27 protein-coding genes are annotated in these 26,721 nt (G+C 35.7%); 3 read left to right on the forward strand and 24 right to left on the reverse strand.

The genetic code is table 11. The features are described 5' to 3' along the window. Positions 1 to 16: 16 nt before the first annotated feature. The 8 genes from A3GU_RS0107210 to A3GU_RS0107245 all read right to left on the reverse strand — a co-directional run bounded on the left by A3GU_RS0107210 (position 17) and on the right by A3GU_RS0107245 (position 6,043). Entirely contained in the window at positions 17 to 487 is a 471-nt protein-coding gene (locus A3GU_RS0107210; protein WP_018366869.1) for an arginine repressor, read from the reverse strand. Continuing rightward, positions 474 to 1,301: a TlyA family RNA methyltransferase gene (locus tag A3GU_RS0107215; protein ID WP_018366870.1), complete on the reverse strand. Its 828-nt coding sequence runs from the start codon at positions 1,299 to 1,301 to the stop codon at positions 474 to 476. The genes A3GU_RS0107210 and A3GU_RS0107215 overlap by 14 nt, the downstream gene beginning before the upstream one ends. Then, positions 1,294 to 2,163 carry a polyprenyl synthetase family protein gene (locus tag A3GU_RS0107220; RefSeq protein WP_018366871.1) on the reverse strand — a complete coding sequence of 290 codons (870 nt, stop codon included), beginning with the start codon at positions 2,161 to 2,163 and terminating at the stop codon, positions 1,294 to 1,296. Before A3GU_RS0107220 ends, A3GU_RS0107215 begins: the two co-directional genes overlap by 8 nt. Further along, on the reverse strand, positions 2,163 to 2,378 hold the full coding sequence (locus tag A3GU_RS0107225; RefSeq protein ID WP_018366872.1) for an exodeoxyribonuclease VII small subunit: 216 nt from the start codon (positions 2,376 to 2,378) through the stop codon (positions 2,163 to 2,165). Before A3GU_RS0107225 ends, A3GU_RS0107220 begins: the two co-directional genes overlap by 1 nt. Then, positions 2,368 to 3,696 (reverse strand): exodeoxyribonuclease VII large subunit, encoded by a 1,329-nt coding sequence (xseA, locus tag A3GU_RS0107230; protein WP_018366873.1) that lies wholly within the window; start codon positions 3,694 to 3,696, stop codon positions 2,368 to 2,370. The genes A3GU_RS0107225 and xseA overlap by 11 nt, the downstream gene beginning before the upstream one ends. A gap of 218 nt (positions 3,697 to 3,914) precedes the next feature. After that, positions 3,915 to 4,763, reverse strand: coding sequence for an NAD(P)H-hydrate dehydratase (locus tag A3GU_RS0107235; protein WP_018366874.1), 849 nt, complete (start codon positions 4,761 to 4,763; stop codon positions 3,915 to 3,917). After that, positions 4,760 to 5,614, reverse strand: coding sequence for a bifunctional methylenetetrahydrofolate dehydrogenase/methenyltetrahydrofolate cyclohydrolase (locus A3GU_RS0107240; RefSeq protein ID WP_018366875.1), 855 nt, complete (start codon positions 5,612 to 5,614; stop codon positions 4,760 to 4,762). The genes A3GU_RS0107235 and A3GU_RS0107240 overlap by 4 nt, the downstream gene beginning before the upstream one ends. A gap of 198 nt (positions 5,615 to 5,812) precedes the next feature. Then, positions 5,813 to 6,043, reverse strand: coding sequence for a YkuJ family protein (locus A3GU_RS0107245; RefSeq protein WP_018366876.1), 231 nt, complete (start codon positions 6,041 to 6,043; stop codon positions 5,813 to 5,815). 274 nt (positions 6,044 to 6,317) lie between these two features. Here A3GU_RS0107245 and A3GU_RS0107250 point away from each other — a divergent pair, with 274 nt between their 5' ends. The 3 genes from A3GU_RS0107250 (at position 6,318) to A3GU_RS0107260 (ending at position 9,545) form a co-directional block, all read left to right on the forward strand. Beyond that, entirely contained in the window at positions 6,318 to 8,603 is a 2,286-nt protein-coding gene (locus A3GU_RS0107250) for an ATP-dependent Clp protease ATP-binding subunit (RefSeq protein WP_018366877.1), read from the forward strand. 138 nt (positions 8,604 to 8,741) lie between these two features. Continuing rightward, positions 8,742 to 9,188: an NUDIX hydrolase gene (locus tag A3GU_RS0107255; RefSeq protein WP_018366878.1), complete on the forward strand. Its 447-nt coding sequence runs from the start codon at positions 8,742 to 8,744 to the stop codon at positions 9,186 to 9,188. Between the two features lie 54 nt (positions 9,189 to 9,242). Next, a complete protein-coding gene (locus tag A3GU_RS0107260) occupies positions 9,243 to 9,545 on the forward strand; it encodes a DUF1827 family protein (protein ID WP_018366879.1) in 303 nt (100 codons plus the stop codon). A 155-nt stretch (positions 9,546 to 9,700) separates the two neighbouring features. Here A3GU_RS0107260 and ileS read toward each other — a convergent pair whose 3' ends face one another. The 16 genes from ileS to A3GU_RS0107340 all read right to left on the reverse strand — a co-directional run bounded on the left by ileS (position 9,701) and on the right by A3GU_RS0107340 (position 26,609). After that, on the reverse strand, positions 9,701 to 12,493 hold the full coding sequence (gene ileS / locus A3GU_RS0107265) for an isoleucine--tRNA ligase (protein WP_018366880.1): 2,793 nt from the start codon (positions 12,491 to 12,493) through the stop codon (positions 9,701 to 9,703). A gap of 265 nt (positions 12,494 to 12,758) precedes the next feature. Then, the gene (locus A3GU_RS0107270; RefSeq protein ID WP_018366881.1) at positions 12,759 to 13,523 is read right to left on the reverse strand and encodes a DivIVA domain-containing protein; all 765 of its coding nucleotides are present in this window, start codon (positions 13,521 to 13,523) and stop codon (positions 12,759 to 12,761) included. Between the two features lie 9 nt (positions 13,524 to 13,532). Next, positions 13,533 to 14,324 (reverse strand): YlmH family RNA-binding protein, encoded by a 792-nt coding sequence (locus A3GU_RS0107275; RefSeq protein ID WP_018366882.1) that lies wholly within the window; start codon positions 14,322 to 14,324, stop codon positions 13,533 to 13,535. Then, positions 14,324 to 14,578 (reverse strand): YggT family protein, encoded by a 255-nt coding sequence (locus tag A3GU_RS0107280; RefSeq protein WP_018366883.1) that lies wholly within the window; start codon positions 14,576 to 14,578, stop codon positions 14,324 to 14,326. The genes A3GU_RS0107275 and A3GU_RS0107280 overlap by 1 nt, the downstream gene beginning before the upstream one ends. Before the next feature lie 4 nt (positions 14,579 to 14,582). After that, positions 14,583 to 15,215 carry a cell division protein SepF gene (locus A3GU_RS0107285; RefSeq protein WP_018366884.1) on the reverse strand — a complete coding sequence of 211 codons (633 nt, stop codon included), beginning with the start codon at positions 15,213 to 15,215 and terminating at the stop codon, positions 14,583 to 14,585. A gap of 12 nt (positions 15,216 to 15,227) precedes the next feature. Continuing rightward, positions 15,228 to 15,899, reverse strand: a complete 672-nt coding sequence (locus A3GU_RS0107290) for a YggS family pyridoxal phosphate-dependent enzyme (RefSeq protein ID WP_018366885.1) — start codon at positions 15,897 to 15,899, stop codon at positions 15,228 to 15,230. An 8-nt stretch (positions 15,900 to 15,907) separates the two neighbouring features. Further along, the gene (gene ftsZ / locus A3GU_RS0107295; protein ID WP_018366886.1) at positions 15,908 to 17,227 is read right to left on the reverse strand and encodes a cell division protein FtsZ; all 1,320 of its coding nucleotides are present in this window, start codon (positions 17,225 to 17,227) and stop codon (positions 15,908 to 15,910) included. Between the two features lie 28 nt (positions 17,228 to 17,255). Beyond that, positions 17,256 to 18,617 carry a cell division protein FtsA gene (gene ftsA, locus A3GU_RS0107300; protein ID WP_018366887.1) on the reverse strand — a complete coding sequence of 454 codons (1,362 nt, stop codon included), beginning with the start codon at positions 18,615 to 18,617 and terminating at the stop codon, positions 17,256 to 17,258. Positions 18,618 to 18,818: 201 nt separating this feature from the next. Next, positions 18,819 to 20,063: a cell division protein FtsQ/DivIB gene (locus A3GU_RS0107305; protein ID WP_018366888.1), complete on the reverse strand. Its 1,245-nt coding sequence runs from the start codon at positions 20,061 to 20,063 to the stop codon at positions 18,819 to 18,821. Continuing rightward, the gene (locus A3GU_RS0107310) at positions 20,064 to 21,137 is read right to left on the reverse strand and encodes a UDP-N-acetylglucosamine--N-acetylmuramyl-(pentapeptide) pyrophosphoryl-undecaprenol N-acetylglucosamine transferase (protein WP_018366889.1); all 1,074 of its coding nucleotides are present in this window, start codon (positions 21,135 to 21,137) and stop codon (positions 20,064 to 20,066) included. After that, entirely contained in the window at positions 21,130 to 22,494 is a 1,365-nt protein-coding gene (murD, locus tag A3GU_RS0107315; protein WP_018366890.1) for a UDP-N-acetylmuramoyl-L-alanine--D-glutamate ligase, read from the reverse strand. The genes A3GU_RS0107310 and murD overlap by 8 nt, the downstream gene beginning before the upstream one ends. Positions 22,495 to 22,655: 161 nt before the next feature. After that, positions 22,656 to 22,895 carry a DUF3165 family protein gene (locus tag A3GU_RS0107320; protein WP_018366891.1) on the reverse strand — a complete coding sequence of 80 codons (240 nt, stop codon included), beginning with the start codon at positions 22,893 to 22,895 and terminating at the stop codon, positions 22,656 to 22,658. Positions 22,896 to 23,010: 115 nt separating this feature from the next. Continuing rightward, entirely contained in the window at positions 23,011 to 24,852 is a 1,842-nt protein-coding gene (gene typA, locus A3GU_RS0107325) for a translational GTPase TypA (protein WP_018366892.1), read from the reverse strand. A gap of 186 nt (positions 24,853 to 25,038) precedes the next feature. Next, on the reverse strand, positions 25,039 to 25,419 hold the full coding sequence (locus A3GU_RS0107330) for a rhodanese-like domain-containing protein (RefSeq protein ID WP_018366893.1): 381 nt from the start codon (positions 25,417 to 25,419) through the stop codon (positions 25,039 to 25,041). Between the two features lie 10 nt (positions 25,420 to 25,429). Further along, the gene (locus A3GU_RS0107335) at positions 25,430 to 26,401 is read right to left on the reverse strand and encodes an ROK family glucokinase (protein WP_018366894.1); all 972 of its coding nucleotides are present in this window, start codon (positions 26,399 to 26,401) and stop codon (positions 25,430 to 25,432) included. Beyond that, a complete protein-coding gene (locus A3GU_RS0107340; protein ID WP_026216483.1) occupies positions 26,391 to 26,609 on the reverse strand; it encodes a YqgQ family protein in 219 nt (72 codons plus the stop codon). Before A3GU_RS0107340 ends, A3GU_RS0107335 begins: the two co-directional genes overlap by 11 nt. Between the last annotated feature and the right edge of the window lie 112 nt (positions 26,610 to 26,721).

Consider the following 26,721-nt stretch of genomic DNA (forward strand, 5'->3'; position numbering starts at 1 on the left):
TTTAATCCCTTTCTTATTAAGATTTTTCATTCATCCATGATGTGGTTGCTTGTCGAATCTTATCTGCGTCAGCTTCTGTTTTAGCAATCATCAAGATACTATCATCATCAGCTATAATGGCAAATAATTTTTCTTGAAAATCTGTTACTAAATACCGCTTTATGAGCATGGCATTTCCTGGAGCTACCTTCAAGTAAATATGTAATTTCAAATCTGGTAATTTTTCTGATACTTCTACTATTGTGCTGCGTATTGAAGCTGGTTTTTGGCTAATTTTCTTACCACTATCTTGGGATAAGCCATAAATATATGGTCCAATCCCTGATGGTATTTTGACAATCCCTATTTCATTCATATCGCGTGATATGGTAGCCTGCGTCAGCTCTAGGCCATGCTCTTTTAACAAGGCTAATAAGTCGTTCTGTGTTTCAATATCATGTGTCAGAACTATTTTTTTTATTAAATGTAAACGTTCACTTTTCTTCATGTTTATCAAATTCCTTATGGGCCTTAGCGACTAATTCATGAATGGTCGTTTGAGTGATTTTCTTATTGTCCGAAGATTTTTTGAGATAGGCTAAAAATTCAATGTTCCCATGTCCTCCCTGTATAGGTGAGAAATCTAAGCCTTTTACTGTAAATCCGTAATTACAAGCAAAGGATAGAACATCAGTTAAAACTTTTTCATGAATATGTTTCTCTTTGACAATTCCCTTTTTGCCAATTTGCTCTCTTCCTGCTTCAAATTGAGGTTTAATAAGGGCAACTACTTGGCCATTATCAGCTAAAACCTTGTGAAGGGCAGGTAAAATCAGATTCAAAGAGATAAAAGACACATCTATACTAGCAAATTCTGCCTGTCCTTGGGTAAAATCTTCTGGTTTGGCATAACGAAAATTATATTGTTCCATACTACAGACACGCTGATCTTGTCTTAATTTCCAGACCAGCTGGTTAGTACCAACATCCACAGCATAAACGCGTTTTGCTCCTGATTGTAACATAAGGTCTGTAAAGCCGCCTGTTGAAGCTCCAATGTCAATTGTTATTTTATCCTTGACTGATAAATCAAATACTTCTAAAGCCTTTTCAAGCTTTAAGCCTCCACGGCTAACATATTTTAATTTTTGGCCTTTTAGTTTTAATTCGAGACTATCATCGATTTTTTCACCGGGCTTATCAAAGCGTTCCCCATTGATAGTGGAAACTACTAAACCTGCCATCACTCCACGTTTAGCTTGTTCTCTGGTTTCAAATAAGCCCTGCTTATAAGCCAAGACATCTACTCTTTCCTTAGTCATTAAGACGTAACCTTTCTACAATACTAATAAGATTAGCTGCTTTAAACTGTATTCTTCCTTCTAGTTCTCTCATAATATAAATCGTTTGATCTAAGTCACGATTTAAGACCTGATAGGATTCCTCAAGGCCTAGTAAGTGTGGATAGGTCATTTTATGTGCTGCTATATCTTTTTGGGGTGTCTTCCCTAATTTCTCAAAATCAGCTGTTAGATCCAAGATATCATCTCTAACTTGGAAGGCATGGCCAATCAGCTGTCCCATTTGGTGAAAAGAGTACAAATCTTCTTTTGATAACTGGGCTATTTTAGCTGCCGCCCAAAAAGGAAAGGCTAGTAAACGACCGGTCTTATTGATATGAATATTCTGCAAAGAAGTTAAATCTAGCTCTTTTCCTTCGGCCTTCATGTCAAGCATTTGTCCAGCTACCATACCAAAGCTGCCTGAGGAAGAAGATAAAAACTCAATTAATTCTAGCTTAATCTCAGCTGCTAAGTGACTTCTTGCAATCAGAGCAAAGGGATCTAAAAATAGGCTATCTCCTGCTAGAATTGCCGTAGCTTCATCAAACTTTTTATGATTGGTTAGGTGGCCGCGACGATAGTCATCATTATCCATTGCTGGTAAATCATCGTGTATCAAGCTACCAGTATGAATCATTTCCAAGGCTGCTGCTATATCAAAATGGCTTTGCGTTAGTGAAATATCTAAAGCTTCTAAGATTTCCAGTAAAATTAGAGGTCTTATCCGCTTACCACCAGCATTTACAGAATAGAGAATGGCCTCAATAAGTTCATCTGAGACTGCTAGCTGATCTTGATAAAAACGTCTAATAGCCTGATTAATATTTTCTTCTTTTGTCATTAGGCATCAATTTCTACTTCGCTACCATCAGCCTGCATCACTTTTACAAGGGTTTTTTCAGCATTTTGGAGGGTTTTTTGTAAGTCTTTTGATAGAATCATTCCTTTTTGGAATTCAGAAATAGCTTCTTCTAAAGGAACTTCTCCATTTTCTAACTTTGCAACAATAGCTTCTAATTCTTTTAAATTTTCTTCAAATGTGTGTTTAGTTGACATGTTCTACCTCTACTTCTATGTATCCATCTTTCATCTCAATACTTAATAAATCATTTTTTTGAATGTCCTTAACAGAAGCTACCACTTCATTATTTTTACGAACAAGGGCATAGCCACGGGCAATAATGCGTTTGATATCTAAGGATAAGAGGCTATCTTGAGCCTTTTCAAATCGTGCTAACTTCTTGTCATAATGTTTTTGTGTGTTATAGGCCAAGGATTGGTTAAGGCTTGTAAGCCGATCTTGATAACGATTTATCTTACTTATTAAATCTAAGGATAGCAAACGGTGCTTAATAGCCATTTCTTTTTGACTAGCATCTGTTAGGTTTTGCTTATAATGATTAATTAAATCACCTGTTAGGCGGTCTAATTTTTGTAGATAAGCATCGTATAACCTTTGGGGCTGTCTAAAAATAATAGATTGGGATAATTTAAAAACTTCTTCTTGTTTTTGCTTGATTAATCTTGTATTAGCTTGAAAGGCTCTATTTTGACGCTCCTTAATCCAAACCAAGATATCTGCCTTTGTAACAGGAGTTGCTAATTCAGCGGCGGCTGTTGGTGTGGCAGCACGTTTATCTGCTACAAAATCTGCTAAGGTCACATCTGTTTCATGCCCGACACTTGAAATAATGGGAAGTTTGGATTCAAAAATAGCATGCACTACTTCTTCTTCATTAAAAGCCCAGAGATCTTCAATAGAACCACCCCCTCGGCCTACAATAAGTAAGTCCAGATCATCGCGTTGATTAGCCTTTTTTATATTATCAACTACCTGAGCAGCTGCCCCTTCTCCTTGCACCTTTGTAGGGAAAAGAAGGATATCCACACCTGGAAAACGTCTAGACACTGTAGTGATAATATCTCTGATAACAGCTCCACTTGAACTGGTTACAACTCCTATTTTTTTGACAAATTGAGGTAGAAGCTGTTTATGGTCTTCATCAAAATAACCCTGACTGCTTAATTTTGCTTTTAACTGTTCAAATTGAATGGCTAGGGCACCAATACCATCAGGTTGAGCACTTTCTATAATAATAGAATAAGTACCTGCTGGTTCATAGAGCTGCACACGCCCTATTAGATTAATTTTCATGCCTTCTTCTAGATCAAAGCCAAGTTTACGGTAGCTTCCAGCCCACATGGTTGCTTGAATAACAGCAGTTTCATCTTTAATTGAAAAATATTGATGATTGGGACGTTTGCGAAAGTTAGATACTTGACCTGTAAGATAGACGCGTTCTAAATAGGGATCGCGATCAAATTTCATTTTCAAATATTTAGTTAATTCTGTAACACTTAGATAATCAGCCATCCCTTACCTTTCTTTATTTTTATATTCTTTAGAGATCGTAAAATACTAATGCAATTATACCATTTTTATCTATAAATAGTGAATCATAAGCCATAAAAGCTGTGGCCTTTTAAAAACCTAATCCCTTTTGTAGAAAGGAATTAGGCTTTTATTGTATGAGTGGTTTAAGCTTTTCTTAAAAAGTGACAATTAGTATTTTTATAAATTATTTGAAGTTACTAAGCTTGATTACTGAGACATATTTTTTGCATAGCTTTGGGAATATTATGACTGATTAAGGTTGGTCGTACAAGATAATGTTCTTGAGATAAATCCTCAGCAATCTTTGAATGAAGATAGGTTGCACAGGCCACCTTTTCAAAAAGAGTTGATTTAGGAAATTGAAGGGCAAAAGCTGCAATCATCCCAGCAAGAGTATCTCCCATGCCACCTATAGATTGATACGGACCTCCATGCTTAAGTTCAAAATAATCCTCACCCCTTAAAACCTTTGTTTGATGGCTTTTGGCTACTAGAATTGTCTTGTTTGGAAATACTTGTAAGCATTTTTGATTGTTTACTGGATTTTGTTGATCTATCTTGAGCCCAGATAATCTTTCCCATTCTTTTTGATGGGGGGTCAAAATTAGGGTTCTGACATTGATCATATAGGTTTCTTTTTTTGCTAATAGATTAAGAGCAGAGCCATCAATTAGAACAATCTTATCAGCGGTAAGATGTTTTAGGGTAAGGTCAAAAACAGCTTGTGCTCTGCTATCTTCAGCTAAACCCGGACCAATTAATATAAGATCCGCTTTTTGAATATACTTAATTAGCAAAGGTGAATCGTCTATAGAGATGGCCATTGCTTCAGGCAAACTTGTATTCAGGCTACTGATATTTTCTTTGTCTGTTGCCACTGTTACTAATCCTGCCCCGCTATTAACACAGGCTAAGGCTGCCATTATAATAGCACCATGATAAGGATAGCAACCTCCAATTAAGAGAGCATGCCCAAAATCCCCCTTATGACTTTTGGGATCTCTTGCTACTATGACCTTTTTTAGGTCTTCTTCATTAATTATCATTGGCTAACTCTTCTTAGGGCTGATTGATAGGTTTGTTCTAAGAGCATTGTAATAGTCATCGGCCCTACGCCACCAGGAACTGGAGTCAGGTAACTAGCCACTTTGGCTACCTGTTCACTGTCAACATCTCCAATAAGTTTCCCCTGATCATCACGATTCATGCCAACGTCAATAACCACTGCACCTTCTTTAACAAATTCTTTGGTAATGAAATGCCCTTGACCAATGGCTACAATTAAGATATCTGCTCTTTTTGCAATTTTTTCCAAGTGTCGGGTTCTTGAGTGCGCTAGAGTTACCGTAGCATTTTTATCTAACAAAAGCTGAGCCATAGGCTTACCAACAATATTTGATCGCCCGATAATAACTGCATTTTTGCCTTCTAGGTCAATGCCACACTCACTGATTAATTCCATAATCCCAGCTGGTGTACAAGGTACCATTAGAGGCCGGCCTGACCATAGATGCCCTGTATTCATAGGATGGAAACCATCAACATCCTTGTCTGGGCTAATTTCCAAAATAATTTTTTTATCATTGATATGTTGTGGTAAAGGAAGTTGTACTAATATGCCATGAATACTTGAATCTAAATTATAATCATGAATAATCTGAATTAATTCTTCCTGGCTAATGGACTCTGATAAGCGAACTGTCTCACTCTTAAATCCAGCTGCAAGGGCTGCTTTTTCTTTATTTTTGACATAGATTTGGCTTGCTGGGTTATCTCCAACTAATATCACAACCAAGCCTGGAATGGTATCAAATTCTTCTTTTAAGGCCTTTACTTTTTCTGCTAACTTCTCTTGCATCTTTTTTGCCAGAGCTTTGCCATCCATTATTTTTGCCATACATACTCCTTGCTAACTTTTTTACCATTATAACGAAAAAAAAAAGTCATGTCACTTTCTTTGCAAGCTCCTAATCAAATAAGTTGATAAACAGGAACCTAGTACATCAGTAGCTGCTACTGTTGCTTCCTAGTTTAGAAATGTACATAAAATTCTAAACAAAAAAACTTACCCTCAGTAAGTCTTTTAGAATTGTCATTAATATAATAAATCATAGATTTCCATAGCAATTAAATCAATACTATCAAAAGAATATGACTCACGTGCCTCTACATCACGTAATGTAAATACTGGTCCATTTTCTGGATCATTTGAAAAAGCTACTTCTGCAACTACAACACCATCTTTTTCAAAATTTCTTTTTAAATTACCACCGTCGTTTACCATCAATTCAAGACGATTTATGATTCTCACTAAATGTGATTCCATTTCAATTCTCCTCTTCGTTTGTTATCCCTATTATTTTAACATAAAAATAGCTAAACAAACATAAAAAGAACTAATTTTCTTATAAATGCCAGCCTTATTCATTCTTTATCACTGCTATCCTTTCTCTTGTTTACTATTATCACTCTCTATATGAAAGTGCTAATTTCTAAGCTTTTTACTTGATTTCCCAAGTTTAGATGCTATAATATGATTATGAAGTTTGACCATTTTTGACTAAATGATTTAGCTTTATTAAAAGCTCTGGAGGTATTCTATGCTTTGTCAAAATTGTAAATTAAATGAAGCTTCTATTCACCTTTACACTAGTGTGAATGGAAAGCAAAGACAGATTGATCTTTGCCAAAATTGTTACCAAATTATGAAAACTGACGGTGGAAAGGCTATTTTAAATGGTTTAAATCCTCATTCACAAGAAAACTCCCATAATCCTTTCTTGGATGATTTCTTTGGAGACCTCAATAACTTTAAAGCATTTGGACAATTACCAAATACCCCCCCAACCCAAGCTGGACGAGATGGTGGTCATGGAGGGGGAAATAATGGTAACCCTTCTGCTATGAGTAGCCAAGCTGCTCCAAACAGACAAAAGGGACTTCTGGAAGAATTTGGAATTAATGTCACTGAAATTGCAAGACGTGGTGATATTGACCCTGTTATTGGAAGAGATGATGAAATTGTACGTGTTATCGAAATTCTAAACCGTCGTACCAAAAATAATCCTGTTTTAATAGGGGAGCCAGGTGTTGGTAAAACAGCTGTTGTTGAAGGCTTAGCTCAAAAAATAATTGATGGAAATGTGCCCCATAAATTACAAAACAAACAGGTTATTCGCCTTGATGTAGTTAGTCTAGTTCAAGGAACTGGCATTCGTGGTCAATTCGAAGAACGCATGCAAAAACTCATGGAAGAAATTCGAAATCGAAAAGATGTTATTTTATTTATTGATGAAATTCATGAAATTGTGGGAGCCGGAAATGCTGGTGATGGCAATATGGATGCGGGTAATATCTTAAAACCGGCCTTAGCCAGAGGTGAGTTACAACTGGTTGGCGCTACCACCCTTAATGAATATCGGATTATTGAAAAGGACGCAGCTCTAGAAAGACGTATGCAACCTGTAAAAGTTGATGAACCTTCTGTCGAAGAAACTATTACCATCTTAAAAGGTATTCAAGCTAAGTATGAAGATTATCACCATGTAAAATACACTAAAGATGCCATTGAGGCTGCTGCTAACTTATCAAACCGTTATATTCAAGACCGTTTCCTTCCCGATAAAGCTATTGATTTATTGGATGAAGCAGGTTCTAAAATGAATCTAACCTTAAACTTTGTTGATCCTAAAGAAATTGATAAACGTTTAATTGAAGCCGAAAACTTAAAAGCACAGGCTACTCGAGATGAAGACTATGAAAGAGCTGCCTATTTCCGAGACCAAATCGCTAAATATAAAGAATTACAAAAAGAAAAAGTTGATGATATGGATATTCCAATCATCACTGAAAAAACTATTGAAGCTATCGTTGAACAAAAAACAAATATTCCCGTAGGTGACCTAAAAGAAAAGGAACAATCACAATTAGTCAACCTTTCTGAGGACCTCAAAAAACATGTTATTGGGCAAGATGATGCTGTTGATAAAATTGCCAAGGCTATTCGTCGTAATCGCGTTGGCTTAGGTAGTCCAAATCGACCAATTGGTTCCTTCTTATTTGTCGGCCCAACAGGTGTGGGTAAAACAGAACTGTCTAAACAATTAGCTATTGAACTTTTTGGTTCAGCCGATAATATGATTCGTTTTGATATGTCCGAATATATGGAAAAACATGCTGTTTCAAAATTAGTTGGAGCTCCTCCAGGTTATGTAGGCTATGAAGAAGCCGGACAACTAACAGAAAAAGTCCGTCGTAATCCCTATTCCCTTATTTTGTTAGATGAAGTTGAAAAAGCTCATCCCGACGTTATGCACATGTTTTTACAAGTTTTAGATGATGGTCGTTTAACAGATGGACAAGGCCGTACCGTAAGCTTCAAAGACACTATTATCATAATGACCTCAAATGCTGGTACCGGAAAATCAGAAGCCTCTGTAGGTTTTGGGGCTGCCCGTGAAGGCCGAACAAGCTCGGTCCTTGGAGAATTAAGCAACTACTTTAGTCCAGAACTTATGAATCGTTTTGATGGCATTGTTGAATTTAAGCCATTAAGCAAGGACAATCTCTTACAGATTGTTGATCTTATGTTAGAAGATGTTAACACAAGGCTAGCGCATAATAATATTCATCTGTTTGTCACTCAAAAAGTAAAGGAAAAATTAGTTGACTTAGGCTATGATCCTAAAATGGGAGCTCGCCCTCTAAGACGTACCATCCAAGAACATATTGAAGATGCTATTACTGATTTTTACTTAGAAAATCCTACCGAAAAAGACTTAAGAGCTATTATGACTAGCAAGGGAAATATTCTCATTAAAGCAAATACAAAAGCTGAGAATTCTCTAGCAGCCAAAGCATCTGACAATCCAAAAACAGATAGGTAAATTGCTTAATTGTACTGATACTAAACCTTATTTCTTAATAGTGAGAAATAAGGTTTTCTTATTTTTAGTTGGACAAAGTTAGCATTTTCCAACATTTATTTATAAAAATTTAGTATAATAGTAAAAAGGGGGGAGCTTATGACAGTTCCAAAATTCGGTAAAAAAATGGAGAATAAAGATTACCAAACACGATATGGTGTCTATGCTATTATTCCAAATAAAGAGAGAGATCAGCTTATTTTAGTTCAGGCTCCAAATGGTTCTTGGTTCTTACCTGGTGGTGAGATTGAAAAAGGTGAAAACCACTTCAGTGCTTTAAAAAGAGAACTAGAGGAAGAATTAGGCTTTTCAGCCACTTTAGGTTATTATTATGGCCAAGCTGATGAGTATTTTTATTCATCCCATCGCGATACCTATTTTCATAATCCTGCCTATATCTATGAAGCTACTTCTTACCAAGTACTTGGTCAACCACTAGAAGATTTCAATCATGTAGCTTGGTTTAGTGTAGGTGAAGCGCAATCTAAATTAAAGCGTGGCAGCCATCAATGGGGACTTAAAAAATGGGTTAAAAAACACCACTAAATTTTTTGAAATCATATCATACTTATATGTCAAATAATAGGTCGGAGGAAATATATGAGACTAATTAATACAACCAGTAGCCATCCTGAACTTGTGCAAAATCAACTTCGTAATACCGATGCTCAATTAGTAGAGGTTTATTCTGCAGGCAATACCGATGTTATTTTTACAAAGGCTCCTAGCCATTATGAATTACTTATTTCAAACAAATACCGTGCTATTAAAGAAGAAGAACTAAGTCTTATTAGAACTTTCTTTCTAAAACGTAAAATTGATTCTAGTCAGGTTATTCCTGATAAATCCAGAACCTTACATACCAATAACCTTATTGAGATTTCATTTCAAATAAAAAGTTAAAGTAAATAAATTATAAAAACTAATATCATGAACTCCAAAAAGCTTTTTAAAGACTTTTTGGGGTTTTCTTTTTGTTAAGCACATAAAAAAGACTAAAGAGCTAATTCACATAGACTTAACTCTTTAATCTTAATTCAAAGCAATTATCTTTAGAATTATTGTTCAAAACCTTCTGCCACAGCTTGTGGGAAGTTCTCTTCAATAATTTTAGCACTGTGGTCACATACGAAGGCTCCATAAGAACGCATTCTTGTTGTGGGATCAATACGACGTGACCGTTCACAAACTTGTCCTTGTGCATGACTAACTGTAAAGGCAAGACCATCAAAGGCGAGGGCATCTTTTGGTGCTTGCTCTAAATCAGCTATGGTTAGTTGTGAGACAATCAATAATAAGGCAATATCGCTATCTAAAGCAGTAAGAAGTGTTTTAATTTCTTCATTAGCATAAATAGTTAAATGAGCTTCTAGTGATTTACCAATAATCTTGGCATTACGTGCTTCTTCCAAGGCCTTTTGTGCCTGATTACGTAGGCTTAAAAATGCTTCCCAAGCCTCTAAAATCTCCTCTTGACCACTAAAGTTTTCAACAGCAGGTAATTCTGTAAGTTGTACAAACTCTTCCTCTTCAAATTCCAAATAAGACCAAATTTCTTCAGATGTATGAGGAAGAATTGGAGTTAAAAGCTTAGTAATCTTAACCAGAATATCATAAAATACTGTCTGCATACCTCTTCTTTGAGGACTATTTGCTGCTTCAATATAAACAACATCTTTAGCAAAGTCTAGGTAAAAGGCTGATAAATCAATTGTTACGAAATTAACAACAGCCTTATAAATTGCCATTAAATCATAGGACTCATAGGACTTATGAAAGACCTCTACAAGTTTATTAAATTTAATAGTCATATACTTATCTGCAGCTGCTAGTTCCTCATAAGCAATGGTATCAGTTTTTGGATTAAAGTCTGAAGTGTTGGCAATTAAGAAGCGAAGGGTATTTCTAATCTTACGATAGGTTTCAGAAACCTGTCCCAAAATGTCCATTGAAACACGAACATCATTATCAGTATCAACAGATGTTACCCAGAGACGTAGAATTTCAGCACCATATTGTTTAGCCACATCATTAGGAGAAATAATATTTCCTTTTGATTTAGACATTTTCTCACCCTTACCATCGAGAACAAAGCCTTGCGATAAGAGTGATTTATAAGGAGCGTGACCATTGACAGCAACTGAGGTGATCAAAGAAGAATTAAACCAACCACGGTATTGATCTGAACCTTCTAAATACAGATCAGCAGGATAAGCTAGTTGCTTGCGAGCATTCATGACCCCATTCCAAGAAGAACCAGAGTCAAACCAAACATCCATGATATCGGTTTCTTTAGTAAATTCTCCATTTGGTGAACCTGGATGCGTAAAGCCTTCTGGTAATAAGTCCTTGGCCTCAGATTTCCACCAAATAATAGAACCTTCTTTTTCAAATAAATCAGCCAGATGATCTGTTACTTCTTTAGACATAATAGCTGTGCCATCTTCAGCATAGAAAATTGGCAAGGGAACTCCCCAAGCACGCTGTCGAGAGATAACCCAGTCTCCTCTATCACGAATCATGTTGTAAAGTCGTGTTTTACCCCAAGAAGGATGGAAACTTGTTTTTTCAATCTCATCTAAAATATCCTGACGAAATTCTGAAACAGAAGCAAACCACTGAGGAACTGCACGCCAAATAATTGGTTTTTTAGTACGCCAATCAAATGGGTATGAGTGATTAATAACTTCTTGAGCTAACAGTAAGTCCCCTAATTTTTCAATAACTAATGGAGTAACTTTGTCATAGAACTGTCCATGGAAGTCACTACCTGCATTTTCAGTCATTAAACCACGACCATCAACAGTCACAGCAACCTCAAGATTATATTTAATTCCTACATTGTAGTCATCCTCACCAAAACCTGGCGCTGTATGGACAATACCTGTACCAGAGTCCAAAGTAACATGGTCTCCTAAGATAACTAGTTCTATTACCTCATTGTCCCAAGGATGCTCTGTTACAATATATTCAAGCTCTGAACCCTTATGGCTTGATAGAATCTCAAAGTCAGACCAAGCAAATTTTGTCGCTAAAGAGTCTAAAAGACCTTCTGCTATAAGATATTTCTTAGAACTTGCAGCTGGTTTAACAACTACATAATCCATATCTGGTCCTACAGTTAGACCACGAGAAGCTGTTACTGTAAAAGGGGTTGTTGTCCAAACTACAATATAGGTATCCGTATCCAGAATCCCTTTACCATCTTTGACCTTATTAGCATAGTAAAGTGAGGTTGAGTCAATATCGTGATACTCAATTTCAGCCTCAGCTAAAGCAGATTCAGATGACCAAGACCAATAGACAGGTTTAGCACCACGATAGATATAACCCTTATCTGCCATTGCTCCAAAAACTCGGATTTGGTCTGCTTCATAATGAGGATCTAAAGTTACATAAGGATTTTCCCAATCTGCAGAAATTCCAAGCCTTTTGAAGTCTTCTCTTTGTTTATCAACTTGACTCAAGGCATAGTCACGACACATTTCTAAGTAGTGAACTAAATCTATTTCTTTACGCTTCACACCTTTTTTAGCTAGAACTTGTTCAATAGGTAAGCCATGTGTATCCCAACCTGGAACAAAAGGTGCCTGATAGCCTGACATAGACTTAGAACGTACAATAATATCTTTTGAAATTTTATTTAAGGCATGTCCCACATGAATATTACCATTAGCATAAGGAGGCCCATCGTGTAAATGAAAGGCTGGTTTTCCTTCATTTAATTCCTGACGCTTTTGGTAAATATTTTCCTGGCTCCAAGCTTCTTGCCATTTGGGTTCCTTATTAGGAAGCCCTGCTCTCATTGGAAATGCCGTTTTCCCAAGGTTTAATGTTTCTTTTAACTTCATAAGTCTAAACTCCTCAATACATCTTAATGATGCTCTCTAAAATAATAAAAAAGCTCCGTCTCTATAAAGGACGAAAGCTCGTGGTACCACCTTAGTTTAGAATAATAATTTATTATTCCCTCTTAGCCCGTAAGGCGTGCTAAACCTCCTAACTTACCCATCTTTCAGTTAGAATAAAAGAAAATGATAATAAACTTAACCAGGGAATACAGGGCTCTCATCTTTCCCTGTTTGCTGTATTTATAGATAAGTTATCGTGTTTTTCTTAATTATCAATATTCAATTTAAAGGTTTGTGTTTCATTCAAATTAAGTTCAGGCTCAGGTGTTTCACTGCTTGTAAGATTTGAATTGAAGCTTTCTAATTCTTTGTTACCTTCATCGACACGACGTTGTAATTCTTCCATTTCTTCTGGTGAGAATTGACGTGTTGCATCAAATGAAGAGCTATCATCTGCCTCAGGAATTTCTTCATTAAGAACTTCCTTAACAACTTCTTTAAATGCTACATCTGAATTTTGAAGATAGACTGCTGTAGGCTGTAACAATTCATCCCACTCAGGAGAATTAGCAAGTTTAAGTTGTGATTCAATAGACGAAAGTAAGCGTTGATGGAAAACACGTGTATGACGTTTTAGTTCTTCTGTTTCAACAGCTACACGTTTTGCTTCATCAGTTGCATCACGAAGGATTTGATTAGCTTTAGCTTTTGACTCATCTAATAAATGTTGGGCATCATAATTTGCTTTACTTACTAGGTTAGTAGCCTCAGCATTTGCTGATGCTTTGACTTTTTCAGCAGTTTCTTGTGCAAGGATAACTGACTGACTAAGTGATTCCTTCATTTCATCAAAGTATGATAACTTTTCTTCTAAGCTTTTAATTTTTGCTTCTTGTTCACGATTCTTTTTGACTAAGTCCTCATAGTCATCAACCACAATATCAAGGAACTCATTGACTTCGTCTTCATTAAATCCTCGGAAGCTTGTTCTAAAAGTTTTATCTTTAATTTCAAGTGTTGTAAGTGCCATTATATCTCCTTATTTATGCATCATTTTGCTAAATTTTAGTTTATACTTTCCATTTTTAGTAAAACCATTATCTTCAAGTAATTTAAATCTCCCAAAGCCACGGACGCTAACCAAATCTCCTATGGAAAGACTGTCAGAAGTCCTTCTTACAGTTCCATAATTTACCTTTACCTTATCTGATTCTAGCAATTTAATAGCTTGACTACGTGAGAGCTTCAATACACTAGCCATAACCCGATCAAGTCGCAAACTAGAAAGAGTGATGTCAATAGTATTCTCTTGAGTCTCAGATAAAGCAATCTTAGAAAGAGGAATTTCCCTTAATTGAACACTAGCCCTTGCTATTTTAGTGATATTCCCTAAAAAATAACTTAATAAATTACAACTTATCATAATTTGGGCATACCCTTCTTGCACTAAAATATCCCCGAGCAAGGAGCGTTTAATACCCAATTCATTAAGTAAGGTTCCTAAGATTTGGGAGTGACTAATACGGTTAAACTTAGAATTATAGCTTATCTCAACAAGCGCTAAGTCAAAGTCATCTTGATTTAAACTATAATAATCAGGCGCAATAATTACTCTTCCATATTCAGTATGGTAAAAATCAGCAGAAGAAAAGTACTGTAGTTTACTAGTTGCTACTAGTACCTTAAGTATTTCCATCTGTCGTGGGTTGAGAAAATCAGTAACCTGCAAGGCATAATTGTTTTCAACACGCTCAACAAAATCACTCATCTTTTCAATAAAGGAATATTCATCAGGGTGAAAATGTTGATAGATATTTGTATGTTCTGCCATTATGAAAATAATCTAATTAGTAAATCACTTAAAAAATTTAAAGCAACCATCACAACAATGATGGTGAAATCAATACCGGCAAACTGTAAGGGCAACTTCTTAAAAGGCCTTAAAACAGGTTCAACCAGATGACTTATTATCCTCCCCACCCATGTGTTGTAAGCACTGGGAAACCAAGATAACAAGGCATAAACTAAAAGTAAGTATGAATAAACTTTTATAATATTTAAAAGAACTATTAGTAAAAAAATCATCGCTCTAACGTCTCTTCATATCAAAATCATAACCAAAGTCTTGGTTGCTGTTAGGAATATTCATATCTTCAATATTAACAGATACATTTGATGGGGTCAACAGATACATAGAAGAGCCCACTTTTTGTAGCGTTCCATATAATACTTTACTAGCACCATCAATAAAATCTAAACATCTTCTTGCCTGCGCATCAAGCATATACTGGAAATCAATCAAGACACATTCATTTTCAATTAAAAGATCAACGATTTCTTGAGCATCTTCATACTTTTTTGGAAATTTCAAAGCAATAGTTGTCTGCTCACGAAGATTTGTCTCTTGTAAATTTTGACCTTTAGAAAAATTAGAGGCTAGATGAGCTTCTTGTTGACTAGCTCTTCTTTCATAAGTATCTCCTGAAGTAGGCCTTGATTGATTTTGGTAGTTAGGTAAGTGATTGTCTCTCGTTTGTGTCTTAGTTTGCGATAAAGGACGCTGTTGAGGTACTTGTTGCGTATGACTTTGCCTAACTTTTTGTTGTGGTTGTTGTTTTGGTGCCGCTTCTGCTTTTTGAATAGGAGTTTCCTCTTCTACTTCACTGACCTCATCAGTATCAAAATAAGAAATCATCTTATTAATTGTGTCTTTAAATGCCATCTTTTTCTCCATTTATTTAAAGAAAGAAGTTCCAATACGAACAAAGCTTGCTCCATGTTGAATAGCAATTGTAAAATCGTTACTCATTCCCATACTTAATTCAGTAAAAGGCATATTCTTCCTATTTTCTGCTTGTAATTTATTTCGAAGCTGTCTTGCTTCTTCAAAAATTTCAGCAATCGTTTTTTGATCTGCATCTAATGGTGCCATTGTCATGAGACCTACAAGTTGAACTTTATTAAGTTTACTTATTTCTTCAATAGCTTGATCTATTTCAGAAACTGTAAATCCATGCTTACTATCTTCACCAGAAATATTAACTTGCAGGAAACATTTAATGGGATGATTAGCTCTTTTTTCAATCTCTTTAGCTAAATGTATTGAATCTAGAGCATGAAAATAGTCCACATAATTAATAACATCTTTTACTTTTCGACGTTGTAGACTTCCAATTAAATGCCAGGTTAATGCTTCATTATTAAGAATAGCATACTTATCTAGAAATTTATCAACACGACTTTCTCCAATATGCTTAATTCCTAAATCAACTAACCCTTTGGCAATAGTATTATCAACATATTTTGTCACAGCAATAACAGTCACATCTTCTTGCTTTCTGCCTGCTTCTTTAGCTGCTTCCTCAATACTTTTGAAAATAGTATCTTTATTTTTTTTTAAATCCATTCTTACTCTTAACGATTCTTGAAAAATGGTGGTGTTTCTAATTCATCATCATCTTCTTCATTAGCTGAAAAAGTTGACATTTTTAATTGCTTATCTAATTCACTCTCAGTTGGACGAGCAATGTTATCACGTCTTAAATCCCAATTTCCAAAAGCTGAGCCTTGGTTTTGAGCTTGTTTATGTGACTTTACCTGACTTCTTGGCATCTCACGAGTTTCAGTCATATCAAAATCGAAATTTGATTGACGTTCAAAACTTGGTTGACTAGCTTGAGGAGCTTGCTCATTTGCATATTGCGCGCCAGCTTGCTGTGCATTAGCTTGAGTGTAAGTACGAGAATGCTGACGTAATCCTGAAACCTGCTCTGCTTTATCTTGACGTACACCAGTAGCTACAACAGTAACACGAATCTCATCATTCATACTGTCGTCAATGGAAGTACCAAGCCAAATATTAACGCCATTACCTGCTGCTTGTCCCACAATTTCAGATGCTTCTTCAGCCTCTGTCAGTGTCATGTCAAGACCACCTGTAACATTAACAATGACATCTTCTGCGCCATCAATGGTTGTTTCTAATAATGGTGAGTAGATAGCTTTACGTGCTGCTTCAACGATACGTTCTTCACCAGTACCAATACCAATACCCATTAGGGCATTTCCTTTATTTGCCATAACTGTCTTCACATCGGCAAAGTCAAGGTTAATAAGTCCTGGACTAGTAATTAAATCTGTAATTCCTTGAACACCTTGACGTAATACATTATCTGCTTCACTAAGTGCTTCTAATAATGGCGTCTTTTTGTCAACAATTTCAAGGAGGTTATTGTTTGAAATAATCAATAAGGTATCAACTTGCTCACGCAATTCTTGAATACCTTCGATAGCAAAATTGCCACGTTTATTTCCTTCAAAACCAAAAGGTCTTGTTACTACTGCTACTGTAAGAGCACCTAGACTTTTAGCGATACGTGCAATAACCGGTGCTGCACCAGTACCAGAGCCACCACCCATACCAGCGGTAATAAATACCATATCTGAACCAGTAAGAGCTTCTGTTAAGACTTCTTCGCTTTCTTCAGCTGCTTTGCGACCAACTTCAGGTTGACCTCCAGCGCCAAGTCCTCTTGTTAATTTAGGTCCAAGTTGGATTACTGTTTCTGCTTTTGATGAACTTAGTGCTTGAATATCAGTATTAGCAGCAATAAATTCTACTCCTGCAACGCCTTCATCAATCATACGGTTAATAGCGTTTCCACCCCCGCCACCAACACCGATTACCTTAATAAGTGCACCCTGAACAGATGCTGTATCAAATGAAAATGCCATTTTATTTCCTCACTTTTATTACTATCTTTTAATCAAACATACTTCCAAATATTCCACGAACTCGGTCACCTAATTTTTGCTTAGGTTCACTGTGTTCATGTACTCCGTAATCGACCGGAGCAGATTGTTGAACATTAGAGTTAGCAGGTGCAGTTCTTGCTTCATTATAGTTAGGAATATAAGATTCTTGACCTGAGAAATCTACTGGTTTACGTCTTAAAAACTCTTCTCCTGATACTGCACTTTGTGCTAAGACATCAACCTCAGACATTCTTCCTACATATTCAACTAAACTAATTACATTCGCAAACATTGGATTTCTAATACCTACTTGATTGGGAACATGTAATTTAACATTTGTAGCAAATATTTCTTGAGCTACTTCAACAACACCAGGAATAATTGCTCCTCCACCAATTAAGACAATTCCTCCAGGAAGTTCAAGTAAACGTCCTCTTTCTAAATCCTGTTTTACACGATCTAAAATATGACGAATACGGGCAGAAATAATTTCTGATAGGTAACGTTCGGTAACTTCTACAGGCTCATCGCTACCGACTACATCGACCTTGACAGTTTCTGTTTCGCTAGCTTCATTGATATCAGCCTGACCAAAATTAAATTTTAAGGCTTCGGCAATTGACATAGATGTTTTAAGGACTTTTGAAATGTCCTTAGTAATATAATCGCCACCTTCAGTATAAATATTAGTATACTGTAGTTCTTGAGATTTCATGGAAGCAACTGTAGTTTGTCCCCCTCCCATATCAATAACTGTTGCACCAAACTCACGCTCACCCTCATTTAAAACAGATTTTGCCATGGCTAGCGGAGAAATAATAACATTCTCAACTTTAATGCCTGCACGTTCAACTGTCTTACGTAAGTTGTGTAAAATAGTGCTTGGACCTGTATATATCAATCCACGCATTTCTAAACGAATACCCATCATACCACGTGGATCACGAATACCTTGGAAACCATCAACGATAAATTCTTCTGGGACTAATGAAATAACTTCACGCTCAGGGGTAATACTCTTTGTCAAGGCTGATTTTACTACACTGTCCACATCTTCATCTTTAATTTCTTTAGATTCACTTGGTACAGGTATCATTCCTTGAGTAGGTTCAATTTGAAGAAGATTCGCTGGTAGACCAACATTGATTTTTTCAATAGTCATACCTGCTTTTTCTTCAGCTTGTTCTACTGCTGCTTTGATTGCAACTGATGCTGCTTCAATATCAATAATTATTCCATCTTTTACGCCTGTACTAGGGACATTGCTAACACCAATAACATTCATTTCACCAGAAATAAATTCTGCAACCAATATTTTTATGGAGCTAGTTCCTATATCCAAACCAGTAAAAAAGCCATTTCTAGCCATTCACTCGACCTCACTATCTTTCCAAACTTTTGCTATTCTCAAATCTGCCAAAAACAGAATTATTCAGTGAATATTATACCATAAAAAAACGTAAAATGTTATCATTTTACGTTTTTTGTTATATAAACTTAATCTTTTTTATTGGTACAATTAGACTGATATATCAGGCTTCTTTAACAAAAATTAAGTTACTAAATAACTTTACTGAGTTCTTGCTTCATTTACATGATTTTCTGATGAAGCTGCTACTTGCTCTTGCGAATCTGCTGGACTTGGAGGCTGACTTGAAGGGGGATTCTCTGGATTTGTTGCTTGAGGCCCACTAGCTTGCTGTTCAACAAGAGCTTCTGGTTTTTCTTCTTGAACTTTAGCATCTTGAGCTTCAATATCCTGAGTGGTTGAATAAATTCCTACTTCCATATCAACAATGCTAGCTTGAGTTAAGCTTTTCTTTATTTTCAAATAATAAGGTAACTTATCTACAATTTCAGATTGCGGTACTCGAATGGTATTACCATCATGCAGTTCAAGGACTAGTAAATCCTTTGTTGACGAGGAATTGGCTAGTGAGACTGATTTTATGTCTTTCACTAATTTATCTGGTAATTTGGTCAGTGATTTAATCAGGTCTTGAATATCTTTTTCATTTTCTAGATTAATGATTAAATAAGATTTTGGTAATTTTTCCTTATTTATAACTGCTACACGACGCCCATTTTCTAAAATTGGTTGAAAACTATTTTCAACCTGCGCATAAGCAATAATATCATATTCAGTTACATTAAACATAAAATGAATAGGTAGCTTATAATCCAAGCTAATTTTTTTTATCCAGGGATTACTTAGTTTAACATTTTCAGCAAAACGTGCCGAAGAAAAAGCTACCTTAAAGAAATAATCTGATGATTTAATCTGACTTTGCTCTATCAGTTCTGTTAAAGTAACATGCTTGTTCCCCTTAGCAGAAAATTCCTTCATCTTACTATAGGGACTTAAGAGAAATAGCGATAAGGATAAGACCAATAAAGATATAAGAAGGACTGGTAAAGATTTGATAAATGCTTGTTGGCCTTTACTTTTTTCCTTTTTCCTATGTTTAATTCTTTTAGGTTTCTTAGCTTTTGTTAGATCTTGAGATTCCTCATAGTTTTGAGTTAATTCTTCTTCAACTTGGGAAGCTTCTTGATTTTCTTGAGCTTCTTGTCCCAAAGATGAGTCCTTGATATTCTCCTTATCTTCACTTTGAGAAGATAGGTCATCAGACTGGTGAAGAACGGTAGCTTTTTTTTCAAGTAAGAGCTTTTCTTTTTGCTTTTTCTCTTCTGCTGCTTTTTCTTTTTGTTTTTTAAGAAATTCGATGTTTCGCTTCTGCCATTCCGTAAGTTCAATTGGCTCTTTCACTGGCTTAGCATCTAAATCCTGTTTAGTATCTTTATTTTTTGTCATTTAATCTTCCTTTGTTTTAGAGCATATATCAGCTCTTAACAAGTCATAGAATAGATCAGGTGATTTAATTTCTTTAGAATCAGCCATTTTCGCTATAAAAGAATCCTTATGAAGAGATAAATAGTTAATTTCTTTATCCAGATTTTCAATGGTTAAATTCTCTTCAGCTATTTGTCTTGCATAGCCATGTTGCTCAAAATAATCTGCGTTTTCCAACTGATCTCCTCGACTTGCCTCTTTTCCAAGTGGAACAATAAGATGTAATTTTTGCATGGCTAAAAGTTCAAATAAGGTATTGGAACCACCTCGGGTAATAACAATATCGGCTATACCCATCAAGGGTTGGTAAAGATCAGTTACATAATCTACTCTGAGCAAGTTTTTCTGACTGGTATTTAAAGTAGAATCACCTGTAATATTAATGACATTATATTTCTCAGTCAAGACCTTATTGTCACTAATAAAATGATTGAAAACACTGGCACCAGCAGATCCACCAATGAATAAGAGGGTTTTTAAAGTAGGATCAAATTGACTCGTAATAGCTTGTGCCTGATTCTTTCCATCTGCAAGTTTTTTAACCTTAGTCACAGCCCCAATATGTTTGATATTTTGAACTGCTGTTTTTTGCTCAAAAGTTGTATAAAGGGTAGTTGCAAATTTAGAAGCAATTTTATTAGCTAGGCCCATTGATAAGTCTGATTCATGAACAAAAACAGGAAGACCTAAGAGCTTTGATGCTATTACAGGAGGGACTGAAACAAATCCTCCTTTAGAAAACAAGGCTTTAGGTCTAATTTTCGCAATAATAAACAAGGATTGAAGTAGACCAAATCCAACCTTAAAAAAGTCCATTACATTTTGCCAAGAAAAATAACGCCTTAATTTCCCAGTCTGTATGGAATGAAAATGGACTACTAATCCTGATTTTTCGATTTCTTTAAATTCAATACCATTTTTATCGCCAATATAGTGAATTTCCCAACCATCTTTGATAAACTTAGGCATCAAAATAAGATTTAAAGTAACATGACCAACAGTTCCACCACCAGTAAACAAAATCTTTTTAGCCATTAGACTGCTCCTTCAACGCTTGGAAGGTAGCTATAAATTCATCTCCACGAACTTCAAAATTAGCATACATATCCCAACTAGCATTAGCTGGGCTTAAAAGGATAATATCACCTGCTTGAGCTATTTCAAAAGCAGTTTTTGTTGCATCAGCTACATCCTGCGCCTCAAGGTAAGATACCTCTACATTTTTAGCTGCTCGTTTCATACGCTCAGCTGATTGTCCTAAAATAACCATTTTTTTAAGGCCTCTAATGGCAGGGACAAGTTCATCAAATTCATTTCCTCTGTCAAGCCCACCAGCAATAAGAATAACCTTACTATTATCAAAACCTGATAAGGCATTTTGGCAAGCTAAAATATTAGTTGACTTACTATCATTATAAAAGCTCACGTGATTGATGTCTCCAAGATTTTGCAGACGGTGCTTAACACCTCCAAAACTAGCAATACTTTCAGCAATTAAGTGATTTTCTATTCCTGATAATTTTCCCACTGCAATTGTTGCTAAGGCATTTTCAATATTATGCAAGCCAGGTACACCAATCTCTGAAGCTTTCATGATGCATTCACCTTTAAAATAGAGATTTCCACCTTGTAAATAGGCACCTTCCACCTTATGCTTTCTTGAAAAAAAGACAATAGTAGCATCGGTTTTCTTAGCTAACTGACTAGATAAATCTTGGTCAGCATTTAAAATAAGAAAATCATCAGAAGTCATGTTAGATTGAATATTCCATTTAGCCTGTATATAGTTTTCAAAACTTCCATGATAGTCAAGATGACTTGGCATTAAGTTTGTAATCACAGCTATATGAGGATGGAACTTTGAGATCCCCATTAGTTGAAAAGAAGATAATTCCATAACTAATTGATCATCTTCTTTAGCTCTGGTAACCACATCAGATGCTGGATAGCCAATATTCCCAGATAACAAAGCTGACTGCCCTCCATGATTAAGTACTTCAGCTATCATTGTCGTAGTAGTCGTTTTCCCATTTGATCCTGTGATTGCTATAATTGGAGCCTGTGAAACTAAATAGGCTAACTCGACTTCTGTAATTATGGGAATATTTTTTTCAATGGCCTTTTGGACCATTGGATTACTATAAGGAATCCCAGGATTTTTTACTAGTAACTCAAAATTTTCATCCAATAACTCTAAAGGATGATGACCACAAATAACCTTTATGCCTTCTTCTAATAAGGCTTGGGCAGAAGGATTTTCTTCAAAAGCCTTGCCATCATTAACAGTAATAATAGCTCCCAGCCGTGCTAATAATCTAGCAGCAGCTAGACCTGATTTTGCTAATCCTAAAATAAGAACCTTCTTATTTTTATAATCCGTAATTTTTTTCATTTTTCCCACTCAATCTATTCTATTACCTTATTATTTTACCTTTATTCTCTAGTATTTTCAAGGTTTATCCTCCCTAGCATAGAGTCTTTAGAGATAGAAATTGAAGCTCTCTGGGCAATAATGAAAGCTAAACTTTTTCAGTCTAGCTTTTTACTATAAAATCATTTTTTAGGCATTCTTAAGATGTCCTTTAAAGAGAAATACGCTAAGGCCAGCATTGCAAGAGCAATAAAAAATTCAGGTGGGGTCTGCAATAATTTAACGATACTCATGCCTGCTAATACTAATAACAAGGCTACCAAGGCTACCAAACCAATCATTGATAAAGTGTTGCGTATACTTGCTGGAGCCATAAACAGATAATAAGAAATTATCAATATGGCAATAATTAAATAAAACAAAATGTGCTCCTCCTCATTATCCCTAGCTAGTTTATTACTTATCTATAAGGAAAAGTGCCAGGACGCAAAAAGATCTTTAAAAAGTGTCCCTTTTAAAAATCTTTTAGAGTAATGCTTATTCAGCAGATTTTTTCTTTTTGTTAGCTTTATCACGCGCTGCTTTATTTAAAATTTGTTTACGTAAACGAATTGATTCTGGTGTAACTTCCATATATTCATCATCATTCAAGAATTCTAATGATTCTTCTAGAGTTAAAATACGTGGTGTTTTAATAACTGATGTTTGGTCTTTATTAGCAGAACGCACATTTGTCATTTGTTTGGCAGTTGTCACATTAACTCCCAAGTCGTTATCACGTGAATGTTCACCAATGATCATTCCTTCATAAACTTCTGTTCCTGGATTAACAAAGATGGTTCCGCGTTCCTCAACACGCATGATTGAGTAAGTCGTTGCCTTACCTTGATCGATAGAAACAAGAGCACCACGATGACGTCCACCAATTTCACCTGCAACAAGAGGTAGGTACTGATCAAAGGTATGATTCATAATACCGTATCCACGTGTCATAGATAAGAATTCAGTTGAATAGCCAATTAAACCACGGGCTGGAATCAAGAAAATCAAACGGGTTTGACCATTACCAACCATTTGCATATCAAGCATATCACCCTTACGTTCTGAAAGTGACTGGATAATGGCACCTTGGAATTCTTCAGGTGTATCAATTTGAACACGTTCAAAAGGTTCCATTTTAACACCGTCAATTTCTTTAATGATAACTTCTGGACGTGACACCTGTAATTCATAACCTTCACGACGCATTGTTTCAATAAGAATAGATAAGTGAAGTTCACCACGACCTGATACAGTCCATTTATCTGGAGAATCTGTTGGATCAACGCGTAAAGAAACGTCTGTTTGTAATTCTGCTAGTAGACGTTCTTCAATTTTGCGAGAAGTTACCCATTTTCCTTCACGACCAGCAAATGGTGAATTATTAACCAAGAAAGTCATTTGAAGGGTTGGTTCATCAATACGTAAAATTGGAAGTGGATCAATAGCATTTGTAGGAGTGATTGTTTCGCCAACAAAGATATCTTCCATACCTGATACAGCAATCAAATCTCCTGCTTTTGCTTCTTGGATTTCACGACGTTCCAAACCAAAGAAACCAAATAATTTGGTAACACGGAAGTTTTTAGTTGTCCCATCTAATTTAGAAAGGGTAACATTATCGCCTACTTTAATTGTTCCGCGGAATACACGTCCAATACCAATACGTCCTACAAAGTCATTGTAGTCAAGGAGTGATACTTGAAACTGGAGTGGCTCTTCTGAATTATCTTTTGGAGCTGGAATATGGTCAATAATGGTATCAAAAACGGGTTCCATTGTATGTTCTTGGTCAGCAGGATCATCAGAAAGTGAAGATGTACCATTAATAGCTGAAGCATAAACTACAGGAAATTCTAATTGCTCATCATCTGCACCAAGCTCAATGAAAAGTTCAAGAACTTCATCTACTACTTCTGCAGGACGAGCTGATGGTTTATCAATTTTATTGACAACAACAATAGGAATTAAGTCTTGTTCCAATGCTTTTTTCAAAACAAAACGTGTCTGTGGCATTGTTCCTTCATAGGCATCAACGACAAGAACAACCCCATCAACCATTTTCATAATCCGTTCAACTTCACCACCAAAGTCCGCATGTCCTGGTGTATCCATGATGTTAATACGAACGTCATTATAAGCAACAGCAGTATTTTTAGCGAGAATTGTGATACCACGCTCTTTTTCAAGATCGTTTGAATCCATTGCTCTTTCTTGAAGCTCTTTACGCTCATCAAGTGTATGGGACTGTTTTAATAGCTCATCAACTAGTGTTGTTTTCCCGTGGTCAACGTGAGCGATGATGGCAACGTTGCGGATATCTTCTCTTAATTGTGTCATTTTTTCCTCTTGTAACATATTTATTTTTAACTAAATAAGTATAACATGCCTTGAAGTCTTTTGCACGTATTTTTAATAATACCTATTATATAAACGTTTTCAGCCGCATGTTTTCCCTTTTTAGCTTAGAGTAATTATAAAAAGAGAAACCACATTTTCGTGATTTCTCTTTGTTTTCTATGATTCTTATTTTGTTTTTCCATCCCAATAATCGATACCATTTTTTAAGAGATATAAATCTGTATAGCCTGCTTTTTTTAATTTCTTAACAGCTCTGGGTGCTAAGCGACTGTTAGCATTCTCATATAAGAGAATGGGCTTATCTTTCCTGAGCGATTTCATAGCAGCATTGAATTGTTGATAAGGAAAATTACGTGCTCCTAAAATATGCTTATTCTGAAAAGCTCTTGGATCTCTTAAATCAATTATCTGACTATAGAGCATCATTTCTTTGAAGGTTGCATTATCAATTTGCTTGGCCATTCTTTTAAAAGAAAAATAATTCCATGTAAAATAAGCAATTACAGCGATAAGAACTAGCCAACCTAGTAATACAAATGGTGACATAACTATTCTCCTATTTTGTTAAAAATTGTTTGGCAAGGCTAGCTGCCCCAATAATTCCTGCATCATTTCCCAACTTAGCAATCTTAATTTGAGTAGAAAGTTTAACTTGCGGAAAGGTAAATTTAAGGAAATACTGTTCAATACGGGACCGTAAAAACTCCCCTGCTGCAGATACTCCTCCACCAATAACAATAGAGTCTGGATTTAAAATATTGGCAATATTAGCTGAGGCTAAACCAAGGTAAAAACTAACTTTTTCAACAACTGAATTGGCAAAGGAATCACCAGACTCTGCTGCAACAAAAATATCTTTACTTGTAATATTTTCCCCATTATCAATTGCAGCTTTGATCTGTGAGCTACCTTCATAGGCTTCTGCTAATAACCTTGCTACTTTCACTACTCCAGTAGCAGAAGCAACTGTTTCTAAACACCCATAAGAACCACAAGTGCAAGCAAAACCATTTATAGGCTCTACAATCATGTGGCCAATTTCTCCTCCAGCACCAGCTACGCCATGAATAAGGTTGCCATCGGCTATAATACCTCCACCAACACCTGTTCCTAGGGTCATGAAAACAACGTCTGGGTTATTATTACCAGCACCTATCCAACCTTCTCCTAGAGCAGCAACATTGGCATCATTATCAATGGAAAAAGGAATTCCAACTTCCTTTTCAATTATAGAACCGACTTCTTGTTTTTCTTTCCAATTTAAATTAAAGGCTCCAGTTACTGTATTTTCTTGACGATCAACTGCACCAGGAGAGCCCATACCAATACCGATAAAATCTTCCTTTGATAAGCCATACATATCAAGTCGATGTTTTATAGAGGCAATAATATCTGGCACGATATGTTTCCCAGCATCTAAGGTATTTGTCTCGATAGCCCATTTTTCCTGAACTTCACCCTCTAAGGTTAGTATCCCAAACTTTACAGTTGTACCACCTAAATCAATCCCCAATAATTTACGACTCATTTTCCTGTCCTTCTTTTTCTAATTCTATTCTATGTTCTTGTCTTAAAACCAATTCTGCTCTTAAGTATTCTGACTTTTCTATTAAACCCTTGTCATAGATTCTTTTAAGCTCAATTTTCATCATTTCAATATCATACAGGCGTTTACCCATATAAATATAGATTCCAAAATTTTTAAGCAACTGTTGCACATCATATAATGTTTTCATAGTAAGTAAATTTTAGCAGAAAAGAAGAGGTATTTCAAGATATTTACGCAATCGCTTTCTCTATTTTCAGAAAAATTCCACTTAAAAAGCCTGACTTTAATCAGGCTCTGGT

The organism is Streptococcus didelphis DSM 15616 (assembly GCF_000380005.1).
In the GTDB taxonomy this organism is placed as follows: domain Bacteria; phylum Bacillota; class Bacilli; order Lactobacillales; family Streptococcaceae; genus Streptococcus; species Streptococcus didelphis.